Source organism: Enterobacter asburiae (assembly GCF_008080435.1).
In the GTDB taxonomy this organism is placed as follows: Bacteria; Pseudomonadota; Gammaproteobacteria; order Enterobacterales; family Enterobacteriaceae; genus Enterobacter; species Enterobacter asburiae_C.
This window is the reverse complement of the sequence record NZ_VRKN01000001.1, coordinates 113,121-127,802: the sequence shown is the minus strand read 5'-3', so window position 1 is coordinate 127,802 and position 14,682 is coordinate 113,121. Positions and strand designations below refer to the sequence as shown.

Annotated in this window: 14 protein-coding genes; 6 read left to right on the top strand and 8 right to left on the bottom strand. The window is 52.0% G+C overall.

Annotated elements, in window-relative coordinates; translation table 11 throughout:
* Window positions 1-32: 32 nt before the first annotated feature.
* Together FU672_RS00585 and FU672_RS00580 are read right to left on the bottom strand one after the other, a co-directional pair.
* Entirely contained in the window at window positions 33-1,718 is a 1,686-nt protein-coding gene (locus FU672_RS00585; protein WP_148241752.1) for an NAD-dependent malic enzyme, read from the bottom strand.
* A 31-nt stretch (window positions 1,719-1,749) separates the two neighbouring features.
* The gene (locus FU672_RS00580) at window positions 1,750-2,697 is read right to left on the bottom strand and encodes an AEC family transporter (protein WP_148241751.1); all 948 of its coding nucleotides are present in this window, start codon (window positions 2,695-2,697) and stop codon (window positions 1,750-1,752) included.
* A 408-nt stretch (window positions 2,698-3,105) separates the two neighbouring features.
* Between FU672_RS00580 and FU672_RS00575 the strand changes: the two genes are divergently transcribed.
* Together FU672_RS00575 and FU672_RS00570 are read left to right on the top strand one after the other, a co-directional pair.
* Complete coding sequence (locus FU672_RS00575) at window positions 3,106-4,437, top strand: 2-hydroxycarboxylate transporter family protein (RefSeq protein WP_033145663.1); 1,332 nt, start codon at window positions 3,106-3,108, stop codon at window positions 4,435-4,437.
* Window positions 4,438-4,558: 121 nt separating this feature from the next.
* A complete protein-coding gene (locus FU672_RS00570; RefSeq protein ID WP_148241750.1) occupies window positions 4,559-5,194 on the top strand; it encodes an ECs1377 family protein in 636 nt (211 codons plus the stop codon).
* Between the two features lie 27 nt (window positions 5,195-5,221).
* Here FU672_RS00570 and pdxR read toward each other — a convergent pair whose 3' ends face one another.
* Entirely contained in the window at window positions 5,222-6,700 is a 1,479-nt protein-coding gene (pdxR, locus tag FU672_RS00565; protein WP_148241749.1) for a MocR-like pyridoxine biosynthesis transcription factor PdxR, read from the bottom strand.
* 148 nt (window positions 6,701-6,848) lie between these two features.
* Here pdxR and FU672_RS00560 point away from each other — a divergent pair, with 148 nt between their 5' ends.
* On the top strand, window positions 6,849-7,304 hold the full coding sequence (locus FU672_RS00560; protein WP_148241748.1) for a GNAT family N-acetyltransferase: 456 nt from the start codon (window positions 6,849-6,851) through the stop codon (window positions 7,302-7,304).
* 69 nt (window positions 7,305-7,373) lie between these two features.
* Here the strand turns inward: FU672_RS00560 and FU672_RS00555 are convergent, their stop codons facing one another.
* A complete protein-coding gene (locus FU672_RS00555; RefSeq protein WP_148241747.1) occupies window positions 7,374-7,676 on the bottom strand; it encodes an ArsR/SmtB family transcription factor in 303 nt (100 codons plus the stop codon).
* Between the two features lie 160 nt (window positions 7,677-7,836).
* On the opposite strand from FU672_RS00555, the gene fusA reads away from it, so the two are divergent.
* Window positions 7,837-9,936: an elongation factor G gene (gene fusA / locus FU672_RS00550; protein WP_148241746.1), complete on the top strand. Its 2,100-nt coding sequence runs from the start codon at window positions 7,837-7,839 to the stop codon at window positions 9,934-9,936.
* 44 nt (window positions 9,937-9,980) lie between these two features.
* Here fusA and FU672_RS00545 read toward each other — a convergent pair whose 3' ends face one another.
* The 3 genes from FU672_RS00545 to FU672_RS00535 all read right to left on the bottom strand — a co-directional run bounded on the left by FU672_RS00545 (window position 9,981) and on the right by FU672_RS00535 (window position 11,494).
* A complete protein-coding gene (locus tag FU672_RS00545) occupies window positions 9,981-10,433 on the bottom strand; it encodes a DUF3828 domain-containing protein (RefSeq protein ID WP_148241745.1) in 453 nt (150 codons plus the stop codon).
* Window position 10,434: 1 nt separating this feature from the next.
* On the bottom strand, window positions 10,435-10,794 hold the full coding sequence (locus FU672_RS00540; protein ID WP_148241744.1) for a CHAP domain-containing protein: 360 nt from the start codon (window positions 10,792-10,794) through the stop codon (window positions 10,435-10,437).
* 127 nt (window positions 10,795-10,921) lie between these two features.
* The gene (locus FU672_RS00535) at window positions 10,922-11,494 is read right to left on the bottom strand and encodes a flavin reductase family protein (protein WP_063142679.1); all 573 of its coding nucleotides are present in this window, start codon (window positions 11,492-11,494) and stop codon (window positions 10,922-10,924) included.
* A 108-nt stretch (window positions 11,495-11,602) separates the two neighbouring features.
* On the opposite strand from FU672_RS00535, the gene nhoA reads away from it, so the two are divergent.
* Window positions 11,603-12,448: an N-hydroxyarylamine O-acetyltransferase gene (gene nhoA / locus FU672_RS00530; RefSeq protein ID WP_148241743.1), complete on the top strand. Its 846-nt coding sequence runs from the start codon at window positions 11,603-11,605 to the stop codon at window positions 12,446-12,448.
* 38 nt (window positions 12,449-12,486) lie between these two features.
* Here the strand turns inward: nhoA and FU672_RS00525 are convergent, their stop codons facing one another.
* Window positions 12,487-13,416: a LysR family transcriptional regulator gene (locus tag FU672_RS00525; RefSeq protein ID WP_148242116.1), complete on the bottom strand. Its 930-nt coding sequence runs from the start codon at window positions 13,414-13,416 to the stop codon at window positions 12,487-12,489.
* A gap of 154 nt (window positions 13,417-13,570) precedes the next feature.
* Between FU672_RS00525 and FU672_RS00520 the strand changes: the two genes are divergently transcribed.
* Window positions 13,571-14,659 (top strand): 4-oxalomesaconate tautomerase, encoded by a 1,089-nt coding sequence (locus FU672_RS00520; RefSeq protein WP_148241742.1) that lies wholly within the window; start codon window positions 13,571-13,573, stop codon window positions 14,657-14,659.
* The last annotated feature ends 23 nt before the right edge of the window (window positions 14,660-14,682 follow it).

Sequence of the window (14,682 nt, the reverse complement as noted above, 5' to 3'; positions counted from 1 at the left end):
CCCTCACTATGCGGTGAGGGCAGGATCGAGGCTTACAGCGCAGACCTGCGGTACGGCGCATAGTCCGCCTGCCACCAGGTCTTCTCGATACGCGCCATCAACGTCGCCTCATCTATCGCCGGAGCCATGCCCTGTTCGATCGCGGCCCGGGCGACGGCGATGGCAATCTGGCGTGAGACCGTTTCAATTTGATCTACCGGCGGCAGCAATCCCCCTTTTTCCGTGGTGACCAGTGGAGACTGCGCGGCCAGGCTGCGGCTTGCTGCCATCAGCATCTCTTCAGTCACCCGGCGCGCGTTACAGGCCAGTACGCCCAGCCCCAGACCCGGGAAGATATAGGCATTATTACACTGGGCGATCTCGTAGTGCGCATTTTCCCAGAATACCGGGGCGAATGGGCTGCCGGTGGCCACCAGTGCGGCACCCTGGGTCCAGGCGATAAGATCCTGCGGCTGGGCTTCCGCCCGCGAGGTTGGGTTCGAGAGCGGCATGATGATCGGGCGCGGACAGTGGCGATGCATCTCTTTGACAATCTCTTCGCTGAACAGCCCCGGCTGGCCTGAAACGCCGATCATCACCGTGGGATGCGCGTTCTTCACCACGTCCAGCAGGGAAATATTCTTCGCGTCTACCTGCCAGCTGCAAACGGCGTCGCGCGCGGTGAGCAGGTTTTTCTGGAAATCGAGCAGGTTAGTCATGTCGTCGGTCAGCAAGCCGAAGCGATCGACCATAAAGATCCGGCTGCGCGCTTCGGACTCGCTCAGGCCGTCATCCACCATCAGCGCCACAATTTTTTCAGCTATCCCGCATCCGGCAGAGCCGCTGCCCAGGAAGACCACGCGCTGATCGCGAATGCGCGTGCCCGCCGCATGCGCCGCCGCCATCAGCGTACCGGCGGTGACGGCTGCCGTGCCCTGGATATCATCATTGAAGCAGCACAGCTGGTCGCGGTAGCGCTGGAGCAGCCTGGTGGCGTTTTTCTGAGCAAAGTCTTCAAATTGCAGGAGAACATTCGGCCAGCGCGCTTTAACGGTGCTGACAAACATATCCATAAACTCAGCGTATTGATCGTCGCTGATGCGCGGATGACGCCAGCCCATGTACATCGGGTCGTCGAGGTGTTGCTGATTATTGGTACCGACATCCAGCATAATCGGGAGGGTAGAGGCCGGATGGATCCCTCCGCAGGCGGTATACAGCGACAGCTTACCAATTGGAATACCCATTCCGCCGATACCCTGATCGCCAAGCCCTAAAATACGTTCCCCGTCCGTCACTACAATCACGCGAATGTCGTTACGCGAAAAACTTTGCAGCATCTCATCAATACGATGGCGGTTAGGCCATGAAATAAACAAGCCGCGCGCGCGTCGATAAATCGTGGAGAAATGCTCGCAGGCTTCACCGACCGTCGGGGTATAGATAATCGGTAACGTCTCTTTCAGATGCAAACGCAAGAGGTTGTAAAAGAGAGTTTCATTGGTGTCCTGAATGTTTCTCAGGTAAACATGACGCGAAATATCGCTTTTAAAATGGCAGAACTGCACCCAGGCGCGTTCGGTTTGTTCTTCAATGGTTTCAACGTTGTGCGGCAATAACCCATGCAGATTAAAATTATCACGCTCTTCTTTAATAAATGCGAGCCCTTTATTGAGCAGCGGATTTTCCAGCAATACGGCCCCGTTATAAGGGGTGTACAGAACTTCTTTCCGGGACATGGTTAACTCCTGAATTTTTAAATAAAACAGATTAAGAGATGAAATAAATCATAATGCCTTCGGTCACGACTCCGACGGCCGTGCCAATTAATATGGAAGAGGATGCGGTATCAATATAGGTATCGCTGCGTAAGGCAAACATCCCCGCGGCAATAGCGGAAGGCGTTGCGCCAATAATCACAACCTGCTGCAATAAGCTATGGCTAAGACCAAAGGCGAGCCCTGCGGCGGCCATCATTGCTGGCTGAATCAGGTTTTTAATACTGATATTGGTAAATGTCTGCACATTCAGCTTTGGACGTTCACCGTAAAACAGCAGGCCGAGGGCAAATAGGGACAGTCCACCTGAAACCTTGCCAACCATCTCAATAGGCATGCTGAGAATAGAAGGGATTTGCACACCGGCCAGGCTGAGTAAGACGCCGGAGACCGGGATCCAGACGATAGGATTGCGTGCCGCTTTGATGAGGTTTTGCACGATCATCGCGCCCGGGTGCAGTGCCTCCAGGCCATCATGACCGTTTTTATCGCCCATACGAATCAGGACGATAGTCAGAGGGATCATGATAACGCTGGTGATAATATTGCCAATCAGCACACCGATAAATCCTTCTGGCCCAATCAATACCGCCAAGACCGGTGCGCCAAAGTAGGCCATATCAGGAAAGGCGCAAACCAGAGACTGAATGGCGCTGGTTTTGATATCGTGGCGAAAAACATAGCGTGAAATAAATAGCGTCAGTAAATACGACCCCATTAAACCGACAACCAAAACGGCCATAAAGGTCAGGTTCTTAATTTTATTGGGATCGGTATGCAATGCACCAATAAAAAGATGGAAAGGAAGGGCGAAACGAATCACCACGGTTGCCATGACGTTTGCATCTTCACGCCGGGAATATCCCAGCTTTCCACTTAGCCATCCAAGTAACATTATAAAGACGAGCGGAAACAGTGACTGTAATAGTAATGAAGGCATAGTATTTCCTGTAGGGTATTTTATGTGTTTTGTTGCAGCGCTAATCTAGCGCTTAGATAGCAGGGCAGGAGTGACAAGGGTCACACTCTCTCTGGTTTTATTAATTTCAAAAAGATTGCATTAGTTGGATAAGTAATACTTTCGTCAAATATTGATAAGACGCAAGAAAGCGACATTAGCTGTTATAAATAACTTTAGTTACTTAACTCTGAATTAAGTTATTTAAAGACAAAGAGCCGAATTGTTCACATTTCTCCCCGCAGGCCCGTGTTAATTTCACGATGAGCCTGTTTTTAGAAAAGGCCATCTAAGTCATTAATTTATATGTTAAGAACATTTATTCGTATCAGGAATAGTTCCAGTTTATTCCTTTCTCTGTATATCCGAACACAATTTTCAGGTGATTATATGAAAGATAATCCTGTACCGACTTCTGAACTGTCGACCTCGCGTTTTGCCTTTGGGCTCAACAATACTGAGGTTGGCACGGTCCCGTTGATGCTGTTCGTCGGGATTGCCGCCATTGTGGCGACGTCCGCCTGGGCAGGGCTGCTACCGAAAAATATGATAGGTGGACTCGCGGTCATCATGACCCTCGGTTTCGCGTTTGCCAAAGTAGGGCGTCAAATCCCGGTGCTGAAAGATATCGGCGGCCCGGCGATACTGTGCCTGATGGTGCCCTCCGTGCTGGTCTATTTTGGCGTATTCGGGAAACATACCCTTGATACCGTGCATCTGCTGATGAAAGAGGCGAATCTGCTCTACTTCGTCATCGCCTGCCTGGTGGTCGGCAGCATTCTGGGGATGAACCGGGTGCTGCTGATCCAGGGAATGATGCGCATGTTTGTTCCGTTGGTAGCAGGAACATGCATGGCCGTGCTGAGCGGCCTCATTGTGGGCTCACTGTTTGGTTATACGCCTTACCACACCTTCTTCTTCATCATTGTGCCCATCATTGGCGGCGGGATTGGCGAGGGGATTTTGCCACTGTCCCTGGCCTATTCGGCAATACTGGGGCAGACGCCGGACGTCTACGTTGCGCAGCTGGCACCCGCTGCGGTCGTCGGGAATATCTTCGCCATTATTTGTGCGGGCTCGCTGGCACGTCTCGGTGCGAAACGTCCTGCGCTTTCGGGAAATGGCATGCTCACGCGGAGTAAAGACGACGCCAGCCTGTTTGCCGGGGCGCAGAGCACGCAGCAGACGGATTTTCATCTGATGGGGGGCGGATTACTGATGGTGTGCGCGTTTTTCATCGTCGGCGGATTGTTCGAAAAACTGGTACACATTCCCGGCCCGGTACTGATGATCCTGATTGCCGTTCTGTGTAAATACTTCAGGGTGATCCCGGCCTCAATGGAGCAGGGCGCACACAGTTGCTATAAATTCGTCTCGGCTGCGCTGGTCTGGCCGCTGATGATCGGCCTCGGGATGTTATACGTGCCGCTTGAGAGCGTGGTGTCGGTCTTCTCGGTGGGATACGTGGTGGTATGCGGTTCGGTTGTGATTGCGATGGCGCTGAGCGGCTACTTTATCGCGTCGCGTCTGAATATGTATCCTGTGGAAGCGGCCATTGTGACCTGCTGCCACAGCGGGCTGGGCGGAACGGGGGACGTAGCCATTTTGTCCGCGTCTAACCGGATGTCGCTCATGCCGTTCGCGCAGATCGCCACCCGCATCGGCGGCGCGTCGACGGTGATTTTCGCCACGCTGCTGATGGGCTGGATTATGGCACACTGATCCGAAACGTCAGGATACTGAATCGCAACGACATTTCCAGGATGCCGCTGCGGTTCAGTCCTTTATAAATATCACCGCACTGTATAGAATTACCGCATCCACAGCGACGGGATACCACACGATGACCGGAAGAGTTGATTATCAGATTGAAAAATATCTCCTTACCGAAGCCGCCGAACCGGAGCGTCTGACGCGCCAGTGGGCAGAGGTGATGGAGGAATGTCGTGAGCAAAAATCCGGGGCAGAGGAGCGGCTGCGTCTCGCGTTGCTTAATGTGGATTACGTCACCAGCTTCGAGCTGCCCTTCAGGCTGCTTCTTACCCGTGCGCCCCAGTTAATAGATGTTGTCAGAAAAGAGCTGCAGCTCAGTCAGAAAAATGTTCTGTTTAACGGCAAGCGCTTTGGCTGCGTCTATAGCCTTAAAAGGGATCTCGACGGAATACCTGACGAGTTTACCTATCACCTGAAAACGCGGATCCAGCGCAGTGACGCGACGGGATGTAATGAAGCGCCTTACAGGCAAATTGCCCAGCAGGTTAAAGCTCCAAAGGAACGCCTCAAGATGGCTCTGGAAAACGGGCTGTCTGTGACGGCACTCGACGGGCTTTTCTGGTTTGGCATTCAGCGCATCGCAGCGGATGTACAGAGGTTAAGGAAAATGGGCGTGAGGATTGTGACCTCGGAGACCGAGGTCTTTGATACGCTTACAAAGACCAGCCGGCGGATCCCTGTTTATAGTCTTGCTCGTCCTGGATGAGTAGTAGCAGCTGGCCAGTCGACAGCATCAAACATGACGGAAAACTGCGGCCAGTTTTTTTACAGCGTCTTCTATTTCCCTTTCCGTGTAAGCAGCAAATCCCATCAAAAAACCAGTGGACGCGGGCGGTCCTGCATATAAACCGGTAAGCCCTAATATATCAACATCTGCGCGGCGGGCGGCGGCGGCAATCTCTTTCTCGGATATCCCGTGCCTGAGGTGACAAGGCATTTGCATTCCACCCGCTGGCGTTACACACACAACATAATCAGAAAGATACTCGTCCATCAGGCTAGCCAGTTTGTCGCGACGAGCAACATAAACGCTCCGCATTTTGCGAATATAGGCACCAAAATGCCCACCCTCCAAAAATTTAGCCAGCGTCAGTTGGGTGATTGAGGCGGTATGGCCATCCATTAATGTCCTGGCCATCGTAAGGGGCTCTGTCAATTCTGAGGGAACAATCATGTACGCAATACGCAGCCCAGGGAACAGGGACTTGGTGAACGTGCCGATATAAATTGTCCGGTTGTAAGCATCAAGTCCCTGAAGACAGGCCATAGGCTTTCCTTCGTAGTGAAACTCACTGTCATAGTCATCCTCAATGATCCAGGCGGAGTGACGATTTGCCCAGTCAATGACAGCCAGTCGTCGGTCAAGAGAGAGCGTCACCCCGGTTGGATACTGATGAGAAGGCGTAAGGTAGATAGCCCTGACAGGCTCGGCCAGAGAATTCAGAGCGTCAACTGAGATGCCGTTATCATCAAGAGATACCGGAATACAGTGCAGTCCGGCAGCGTTAAACGCTTTGTGTGCCCCTTGATAGGAGGGATCTTCAATGACAATGCCATCCCCGGTGTCCATTAGTACATGGGAACACAGAGCAAGCGCCTGTTGAGAACTTGTCAGAATGATGACCTGTTCTGCCTTCGCACGTGTCCCGCGCTCAAGATTGACGTATTCCGCGATTGCTCGCCGTAAGTGCTCCATGCCCTGCGGAGGGCTTTGCGCCAATATCTGGTGCTGATATTCCTTAAGGACCTGCCGCTGAAGACGCTCCCAGGTTGGAATGGGAAACATGCGGGTTTCAGGAATACCGGGCGCCAGCGGGCGGGGCGAGGAAAATTCGCGGATCCCGCCACTTTCATAGATGACTTTTCCTCGGGCGCTGAGTTTTGCTTTTCGTCTATCAGCGACGGGATGATGCTGTCGGGAATGTGGTTTTAAAAACCGTGCGCTGGAAGAGACAAAGCTTCCTCTGCCTGTTTGTCGCTCAATAAAACCTTCGGCATGCAGGCTGGAATAGGCTGCTTCAATCGTATCCCGGGAAACACTCAGTGAGGTTGCCAGCGCACGTGAAGCAGGAAGAGCCTTACCGTTAGATAAGATCCCTTCCAGTATCAGTGTCCGTATTGCTCTCTGGATCCTTTCATGAAGGGGCAGCGATCCGTGTGAAGGATCAATTATCCATGCCTTGACCGTTTCAAGTTGTGCGTGCTTAAACATCCGTTTTTCCACTCTCCTTCGTATGGCATCCATTATAAAACAATACGGAAAAATGGTCTGCTTCAGTCATGAAAATTGGCGGGGCGAAACGTGCCATTTAGATAATACACTCTTCCTGAAATGAATAACGGATGGGTAAAGAGGCAATATGAATAATACGAGCGTGACAATTGAGGCAGTTACAGAACGTGATTTTGAAAGCTGGATGCCACTATGGGGAAAATATCAGGCGTTTTACAACGTCGATCTGTCCGGGGCAATTACTGAACGAACCTGGCAACGATTTTTCAGCCCCGTTGAACCGCTATTCTGCGTGGTGGCACGATGTAATGGAGACGTAGTGGGTTTTGCGCATTATCTTTTTCACCGTTCGACATGGGCTGAGAGCGATTACTGCTACCTCGAAGATTTATATGTCTGCGAAGCGGTCAGGGGCAAACACATTGGCAAACAGTTAATAGAATATGTTCAGAGAGAAGCCAGAAAACATCATGCCAGTCATCTTTACTGGCATACGCATGAAGCCAATTATCGCGGGCAACGATTGTACGACTGGATTGCGAAAAAAAGCGGCATGATTGAATATCGTATGCACGTAAGATAAATCCCTCAGCTGACGTTATGCCCCTTACATCTTTACGGGGCATTTTTCAGGAGGGAAACAGGCGTGTCCTTAGATTTTAGCCTGTAAAAGTATCGCCATCAGCCCCGGAAAGCGGGCATCCAGATCGTCTCTTCGCAATGAAATCATGTTTTCTCGTCCCTGCGGACGCTGCCAGATCACGCCGCTGTCGCGCAGTACGCGCCAGTGATGGGTCATCGTGGACTTCACCACATCTTCCGGGCGCAGCGCGTTACAGCTGAGTTCGCTGCCATCGGCCAGCCGGCGAATTATCGACAGCCGGAGCGGATTGCCGAGGGCAAACAGCACATTTTCCAGCAGTATTTGTTCGGTTTCAGGGTGGTTTGGGATCATCGTTTTCCTGCGTATGGCGTCAGATTGAGCTATATCAACAATAGGTCAACCGTTAAAAAATAGTTCGATAATACTCGTACAATAGGACTATTATAGCAAACGAACGAATGAACGACCATCCTGGTCGTCACAAACAAGTCACAGTGACTAAGGAAATATCATGCCCCGACCCATCCCTCTCGAACGTTATCGCAACATCGGTATCTCCGCGCATATCGATGCCGGTAAAACAACCACCACTGAGCGCATCCTGTTTTATACCGGGATGAGCCACAAGCTGGGTGAAGTACACGATGGTGCGGCAACCACTGACTGGATGGCGCAGGAGCAAGAGCGCGGGATCACGATTACCTCCGCGGCAGTCAGCTGCTTCTGGCCAGGTATGGACAGAGGATATGAGCCGCACCGGATCAACATCATCGACACCCCGGGGCACGTGGATTTCACCATTGAAGTGGAACGTTCCATGCGCGTACTCGACGGTGCTGTGATGGTGTATGACTCCGTGGGCGGCGTGCAGCCGCAGTCGGAAACCGTCTGGCGTCAGGCCAATAAATATCACGTTCCGCGACTGGCCTTCGTCAACAAAATGGACCGTCCGGGCGCTGATTTCTTCCGCGTCGTGCGGATGATGCAGGAGCGCCTGAAGGCCAATCCGGTGCCGATTGTCATCCCGGTGGGTGCAGAAGATCATTTCACCGGCGTGGTGGATCTCATCAAGATGCGCACCATTCTGTGGGACGATGCGACGCAGGGCATGGTGTTTACCTATGCGCCCGTGCCGGATGATTTAGTGAATATCGCTCTGGAATGGCGGGAAAAAATGGTCTCTGCGGCGGCGGAAGCCAGCGATGAACTGATGGATAAGTACCTGGAGACGGGCGATCTTGATGAAGCTGAAATCATCAAGGGGCTGCGTATTCGCACCATTGCCGGGGAAATCCAACCGATGCTGTGCGGCAGCGCGTTCAAAAATAAAGGCGTACAGCGCATGCTCGATGCGGTGATTGAGCTGATGCCGTCGCCGCTGGACGTGCCGGCCATTGATGGTGTGGATGAAAAAGGGCAGCACGCGGAGCGTCACCCCAGCGATGATGAGCCGTTCTCCGCCCTGGCGTTCAAGCTGATGAGCGACCCGTACGTCGGGCAACTGACCTTTATCCGTGTGTACTCTGGCGTGCTGCGCAAAGGCGACGCGGTGTATAACCCGGTGAAAGGGAAGAAGGAGCGTATTGGACGTATCGTCCTGATGCATGCCAACGATCGCCATGAGGTGGATGAACTGCGCGCCGGGGATATCGCGGCCTGTGTGGGTCTGAAAGATGTCACGACCGGTGACACGCTGACCGACCCCAATGCGGTGATTACGCTTGAACGTATGGAGTTCCCGGATCCGGTAATTTCGCTGGCGATCGAGCCGAAAACCAAGGCCGATCAGGAGAAAATGGGGATCGCGCTGCAGCGTCTGGCGGCTGAAGATCCGTCGTTCCGACTGCACACTGACGAGGAGTCGGGCCAGACGATTATTTCCGGAATGGGAGAGTTACACCTGGAAATTATCGTCGACCGAATGAAACGTGAGTTTGGCGTCGAGGCGAACATTGGTCGTCCGCAGGTGACCTACCGTGAAACCCTGCGCAAAACGGTGAAGGATATCGAAGGCAAGTTTGTCCGTCAGTCCGGCGGTAAAGGGCAGTACGGCCATGTGGTGCTGAGCCTGGAGCCGCTGGAGCCCGGGAGTGGTTTTAAATTTGAAGATGCCACCAAGGGCGGTGTGGTGCCGCGCGAGTATATTCCGTCCGTTGAGAAAGGGCTGCGGGAAGCGATGAACAGCGGCGTGCTGGCAGGCTATCCGGTAGTCGATGTCAAAGCGACGCTGACGTTTGGCTCGTATCACGACGTCGACTCCTCGGAGATGGCGTTCCGCATGGCGGCGATCCTCGGTTTCAAAGAGGGCGCCCGAAGGGCGGATCCGGTGATTCTTGAGCCGATCATGCACGTGGAGGTGGAAACACCGGAAGAGTACGCCGGTAACATCATGGGCGATCTCTCTTCCCGCCGCGGCATGGTGCAGGGAATGGCAGAGCAGTACGGTAGCCAGATTATTCGTGCTGACGTGCCGCTGGCAGAGATGTTTGGTTATGCCACGACATTGCGCTCGATGTCCCAAGGGCGCGCGACGTATACGATGGAGTTCCATCATTTTGCGGAAGCCCCGCGGAATGTTGCGGATGAGATTATTTCACGACGTGCGAAGTAGTTAATTAATTGCACATGGTAGTCGTGAGGCTACCATGTGCTTTTCTATTTGAGATGTTCGTTGCGCAGTACTTCTTGTCCTGAAACAGACTGAACCTTCCAGATACCTTTTTCTTTAACCATACAATCGATGACCGTATGCTCCTCTTTTTTCCCGAACGACACATAAATATTCGTGCAAACCGGATCGTATTCGGATGAAACCACTGTCACATTCTCTGCCCAATCTTCCTCAATATCCTGCGACTTCAGGAAGAAATCAGCATCATAAAACTCTTCATCGGCAAAGCGAGGATCCTGTGCATGTCGCAGTTTTTTCATGGTACTTGCTGTGACGTATTTATTTATTTCAGCATTGTCCATGATGGGGAATTTGTTTGCGGCATATTGAGCAATGTACCATTTATTGAAATTCAACGCTGCTTCTGCTGCATTGTCGCTATAACCTGCACAGGCAGAGCTGGTTATGAGTAAGGAAAGTATGGGTATGATTTTCATATCAATAATGTCTGTAAAGCTGATAAGGAGGATGGGATTTTCTGTATCCTGAACCAGGATACATAGTGCGTTGCGCGAAGTCGCTTAGCCATTGATGGCCATCATAAATACAAACATGACCATCTGGATGATTTGCTATGGACTGTATAACCACCACATCGCCTAACTGTGGGGCTCCGATAATTTTTTGAAACCCAACCTGAGACAACGTAAGACCCATGTTCTTTGCCGAACCTATTCCATGAATAGGCAAGCCACCAGCAATTATCGCGTTTTTCACAAAAAGCTCACACTTTCTGTGACTTTCTCGGTAAACATGATTTTTGGCATATTCAACAGCGGCATATTTATTCCATGACATCGATATTTCCTTAACGAGAGAGTTGCTAATGCAACAGCTACGGAAATATCCTCCGTTTTACATCGTCATGGTAAACATAAAATGCCATAGAAATTTACTATAATTCAGTAAGATAGAATTTAGGCAATCAATCCAGCGCCTTCACCATCTTCCCACTCGCCACAAACGTACCGGCCCCAAGATGATGCAGCGTATTCAGTTTATCCTCATCAAACTGCCAGCGTCCGGCGATAAACGCGCGTTCATCGGCTGCCGCTGAAACCACTTCACCAAACAGCGTATCGTATTTTTCTGCCGCGGAGGTGACGGGTAATAACCGACACTCCATCCACGCCAGACATTTTTCTTCAATCACCGGCAGGCCAAGTTCAGGACCGTTCACGACCGGGATCCCGTAGCAGTTGAATTTGTCTTCATCGCGCCCGCTGACGCTACCGACCGCGTATGTCCAGTTGGCCGCCGCCACGCCGGGGATGACGATGCCAAATTTCCCGCTGCGTTCAATCAGCTCACGCGACCAGGTACTTTTATCCACGACGATCGCGATGCGCGGCGGCTCAAACTCAACGGGCATTGACCATGCGGCGGCCATCACGTTGCGTCTGTCGAGGCTTTCATCCCGACTGGTGATAAGCACAGTAGGACCGTGGTTCAGCAGACGGCTGGCATGACGTAATTCAACAGGGCGAAAGTGGCTCATAGGATCTCCTCATCTACACCGATGAGTATGACGAAAAAGCACGGAAATCAAAGTGAGTGCGTAAAATTAGTTTATAAACAGAACATCACAATCAAAGGAAACTGATGCATGTCCCCATTCCTGACCGCCTATTTCGCTCGCATTGGCTGGACGCAACCGACACGGGTGGATATCGATACCCTGCGCGCGCTGCATTTACATCACAACTGTGCGATCCCTTTTGAGAATATTGATGTCGTTCTGCCGCGTGAAATCCAGCTTGACGATCGGTCCCTTGTCGACAAGCTGGTCGCCGCGCGTCGCGGAGGATACTGCTTTGAGCAAAACGGCCTGTTCGAGCGCGTATTGCGTGAAGTCGGCTTTACGGTGCGTAGCATGCTGGGACGCGTGGTATTAGCAAATCCGCCGCAAATGCCGCCACGCACGCACCGCCTGCTGCTGGTTGAGCTTAACGGTGAGCGCTGGATTGCCGATGTCGGGTTTGGCGGCCAGACGCTGACGGCGCCGATTCGTCTGCTCGCCAGTGAAGAACAAGAGACGCCGCACGGGCTGTATCGTCTGCTGAGCGAGGGTAATGACTGGGTGCTGCAGTTCCGTCACCACGAGCACTGGCAGTCGATGTACCAGTTTGACCTGACGACGCAGTATTTCAGTGATTACGTGATGGGGAATTTCTGGTCGGCACACTGGCCGCAGTCGCATTTCCGTCATCATCTGTTGATGTGTCGCCATCTGCCTGACGGCGGTAAGCTGACGCTAACTAACTTCAACTTTACCCACTGGCAGAATGGCCATGTGGAAGAGCAGATCCACTTGCCGGATGCGGAGGCACTTTACCAGCTGATGCAGGAACGCTTTGGACTGGGCGTTGACGATGCAAAACACGGATTTTCACTGGCGGATCTGACGGCGGTAATGGCGGGCTTTGATACACATCCTCAGGCCGGGAAATAACGCGCAAAGGGGCGCTGGCCCCTTTGCTGTGCCAGGGTTTACAGTTGAGTAAATTTGCCGATCCAGGGGCTGCTGTTTTCGCCTGACCACAGATGTAAAATCAGCTCCCGGAATTTTTCCGCCGCCGGACTCAGGGTCGTTTCGCGGCGCTGCACAAGGCCCAGCGTTCGTCGTATGACGGGTTCAATCAGCGGACGGCTGACAAGGACATGATGTTCGTCGGTCGGCATCGCCAGGCTGGGAACGACAGACACGCCAAGACCCGCTTCCACCATCCCCAGCGACGTTGACAGATGGCGCACTTCATAAAACCAGTTCGGTTTCCAGGCCATTTTCTCGAACGCCTGATCGATAAGCGACCGGTTCCCGCTGGAGCGCCTTACCCCAATCAACTTCATACCTGCCAGATCGTCCCATGTCACCAGCGGTTTTTTCGCCAGCTCATTGTCCCGCCGACATGCCAGAACAAAGGGTTCATTCACCAGTGGGGCGAAATCGATATTGGGATGTGTGATGTTTATCATATTTATGCCGAAATCTGCGTCGCCATTTAACACCGCTTCGAGACAATCGCTGGCACTGTGTTCAAGTATACGGATACGGATGTTGGGGTAGTCATTGTTATAATCTCGTATCACAGAAGGTAGAAAATAGAACGCGGCAGTCGGGATACAGGAAACGGTAATAACCCCCGCCTGATGCGTCGCCATCTCTTTAATGCTCAGGATTGAGCTTTCATAAAAATCGATTAAATTCTTAGCTTTAGGCAAAAATTCTCTTCCCACTGTCGTGAGCTTGACGCTTCGCGTGGAGCGTTCAAACAGCGTGGTTCCCAGGCTCTCTTCCAGTTTTTGAATTCTGCGTGTTAAAGCCGGTTGTGAAATATGAAGAACTTGCGACGTCTTTGTAAAACATCCGATTTCTGCAATTTTTACAAATGCTTGTATTCCCTGTAATTCATGCTGCATTTCGGCACCCAATTCTTGCTTTCCTTAATCCACGATAACGCAAGGGTTATTAATGTGCAAAGCGTATTAATCCTGCTTTTTTTGACATTAGAGTTATCAACTGGAGTGTGAAAACCTTATTGCGTTCCTGATAAACGCGAAATGAGAAAAAGACATGTTAAAGATCCCTTGCGTATTAATGCGTGGTGGTACCTCAAAAGGCCCGGTCATTCTGGCCAGCGACCTGCCTGCGGAAACCGAAGCGCGTGACTCGGTTTTACTCAGCCTGATGGGCGCAGGCCATGAACTCGAAATTGACGGCATTGGCGGTGGAAGTCCCCAAACCAGTAAGGTAGCGATCGTCAGTCCTTCCAACTGCCCGGACGCGGATGTGGATTATTTATTCGCTCAGGTGATGGTGAACGAACGTCGCGTCGATACCACGCCTAACTGCGGCAATATGCTCTGTGCCGTGGGACCCTTTGCCATTGAAAAGGGGCTGGTGAAGGCGCAAAGCCCGGTGACGACGGTGCGTATCCGCAATCTCAACACCGGGACACTGGTTGATGCGGAAGTGCAAACGCCTGATTATCGTGTCGTGTATGAAGGCGATACCCAAATCGACGGTGTCCCAGGTACAGCGGCACCGATTGGCTTAACCTTCCTGAATTCTGCGGGGTCTAAAACCGGGAAACTGCTGCCGACGGACAGCGTGACAAACGTGTTCGATGGTATTGAAGTCACCTGTATTGATATGGCGATGCCGATGGTCCTGATTGACGCCTCGGCGCTGGGCAAAACAGGCGGGGAGTCACCGGCAGAATTAGATGGCGATAAGGCGTTTAAGGAAAGGCTGGAGAGCCTGCGCCGCCAGGCTGGTGCAGCGATGGGCTTAGGGGATGTGTCAAACAAAGTGATCCCTAAACCGGTTCTTCTCAGCCGGGCGCGTAACGGCGGAACGCTTCAGGTGCGTTATTTCATGCCGCATACCTGCCATAAATCACTGGCGATTACCGGCTCGATTGGTATTTCGACCGCGACGCTTATTGAAGGCTCCGTCGCCGCTAAAATTGTTGCTGACCGCCCAAAGGAACGCTTTACCAATATTATTGATATTGAACACCCGAGTGGAAAAATATCCGTATCGTTGCTGAGGGACGGAAATAATATCGAAAATACCCGGGCGGCGGTTATTCGCACGTCACGAAAATTATTTGAAGGCGTCGTTTGTGTGCCAGGAAAAATACTCTCTGAAGTTGATTGAGTAAAGTCTGAACTAAAAAGCTA

Excerpts from the sequence above, each read along its gene's own strand:
- FU672_RS00585 (WP_148241752.1), bottom strand. The coding sequence starts at position 1,718 with ATGTCCCGGAAAGAAGTTCTGTACACCCCTTATAACGGGGCCGTATTG.
- FU672_RS00580 (WP_148241751.1), bottom strand. The coding sequence starts at position 2,697 with ATGCCTTCATTACTATTACAGTCACTGTTTCCGCTCGTCTTTATAATG.
- FU672_RS00575 (WP_033145663.1), top strand. The coding sequence starts at position 3,106 with ATGAAAGATAATCCTGTACCGACTTCTGAACTGTCGACCTCGCGTTTT.
- FU672_RS00570 (WP_148241750.1), top strand. The coding sequence starts at position 4,559 with ATGACCGGAAGAGTTGATTATCAGATTGAAAAATATCTCCTTACCGAA.
- pdxR (WP_148241749.1), bottom strand. The coding sequence starts at position 6,700 with ATGTTTAAGCACGCACAACTTGAAACGGTCAAGGCATGGATAATTGAT.
- FU672_RS00560 (WP_148241748.1), top strand. The coding sequence starts at position 6,849 with ATGAATAATACGAGCGTGACAATTGAGGCAGTTACAGAACGTGATTTT.
- FU672_RS00555 (WP_148241747.1), bottom strand. The coding sequence starts at position 7,676 with ATGATCCCAAACCACCCTGAAACCGAACAAATACTGCTGGAAAATGTG.
- fusA (WP_148241746.1), top strand. The coding sequence starts at position 7,837 with ATGCCCCGACCCATCCCTCTCGAACGTTATCGCAACATCGGTATCTCC.
- FU672_RS00545 (WP_148241745.1), bottom strand. The coding sequence starts at position 10,433 with ATGAAAATCATACCCATACTTTCCTTACTCATAACCAGCTCTGCCTGT.
- FU672_RS00540 (WP_148241744.1), bottom strand. The coding sequence starts at position 10,794 with ATGTCATGGAATAAATATGCCGCTGTTGAATATGCCAAAAATCATGTT.
- FU672_RS00535 (WP_063142679.1), bottom strand. The coding sequence starts at position 11,494 with ATGAGCCACTTTCGCCCTGTTGAATTACGTCATGCCAGCCGTCTGCTG.
- nhoA (WP_148241743.1), top strand. The coding sequence starts at position 11,603 with ATGTCCCCATTCCTGACCGCCTATTTCGCTCGCATTGGCTGGACGCAA.
- FU672_RS00525 (WP_148242116.1), bottom strand. The coding sequence starts at position 13,416 with ATGCAGCATGAATTACAGGGAATACAAGCATTTGTAAAAATTGCAGAA.
- FU672_RS00520 (WP_148241742.1), top strand. The coding sequence starts at position 13,571 with ATGTTAAAGATCCCTTGCGTATTAATGCGTGGTGGTACCTCAAAAGGC.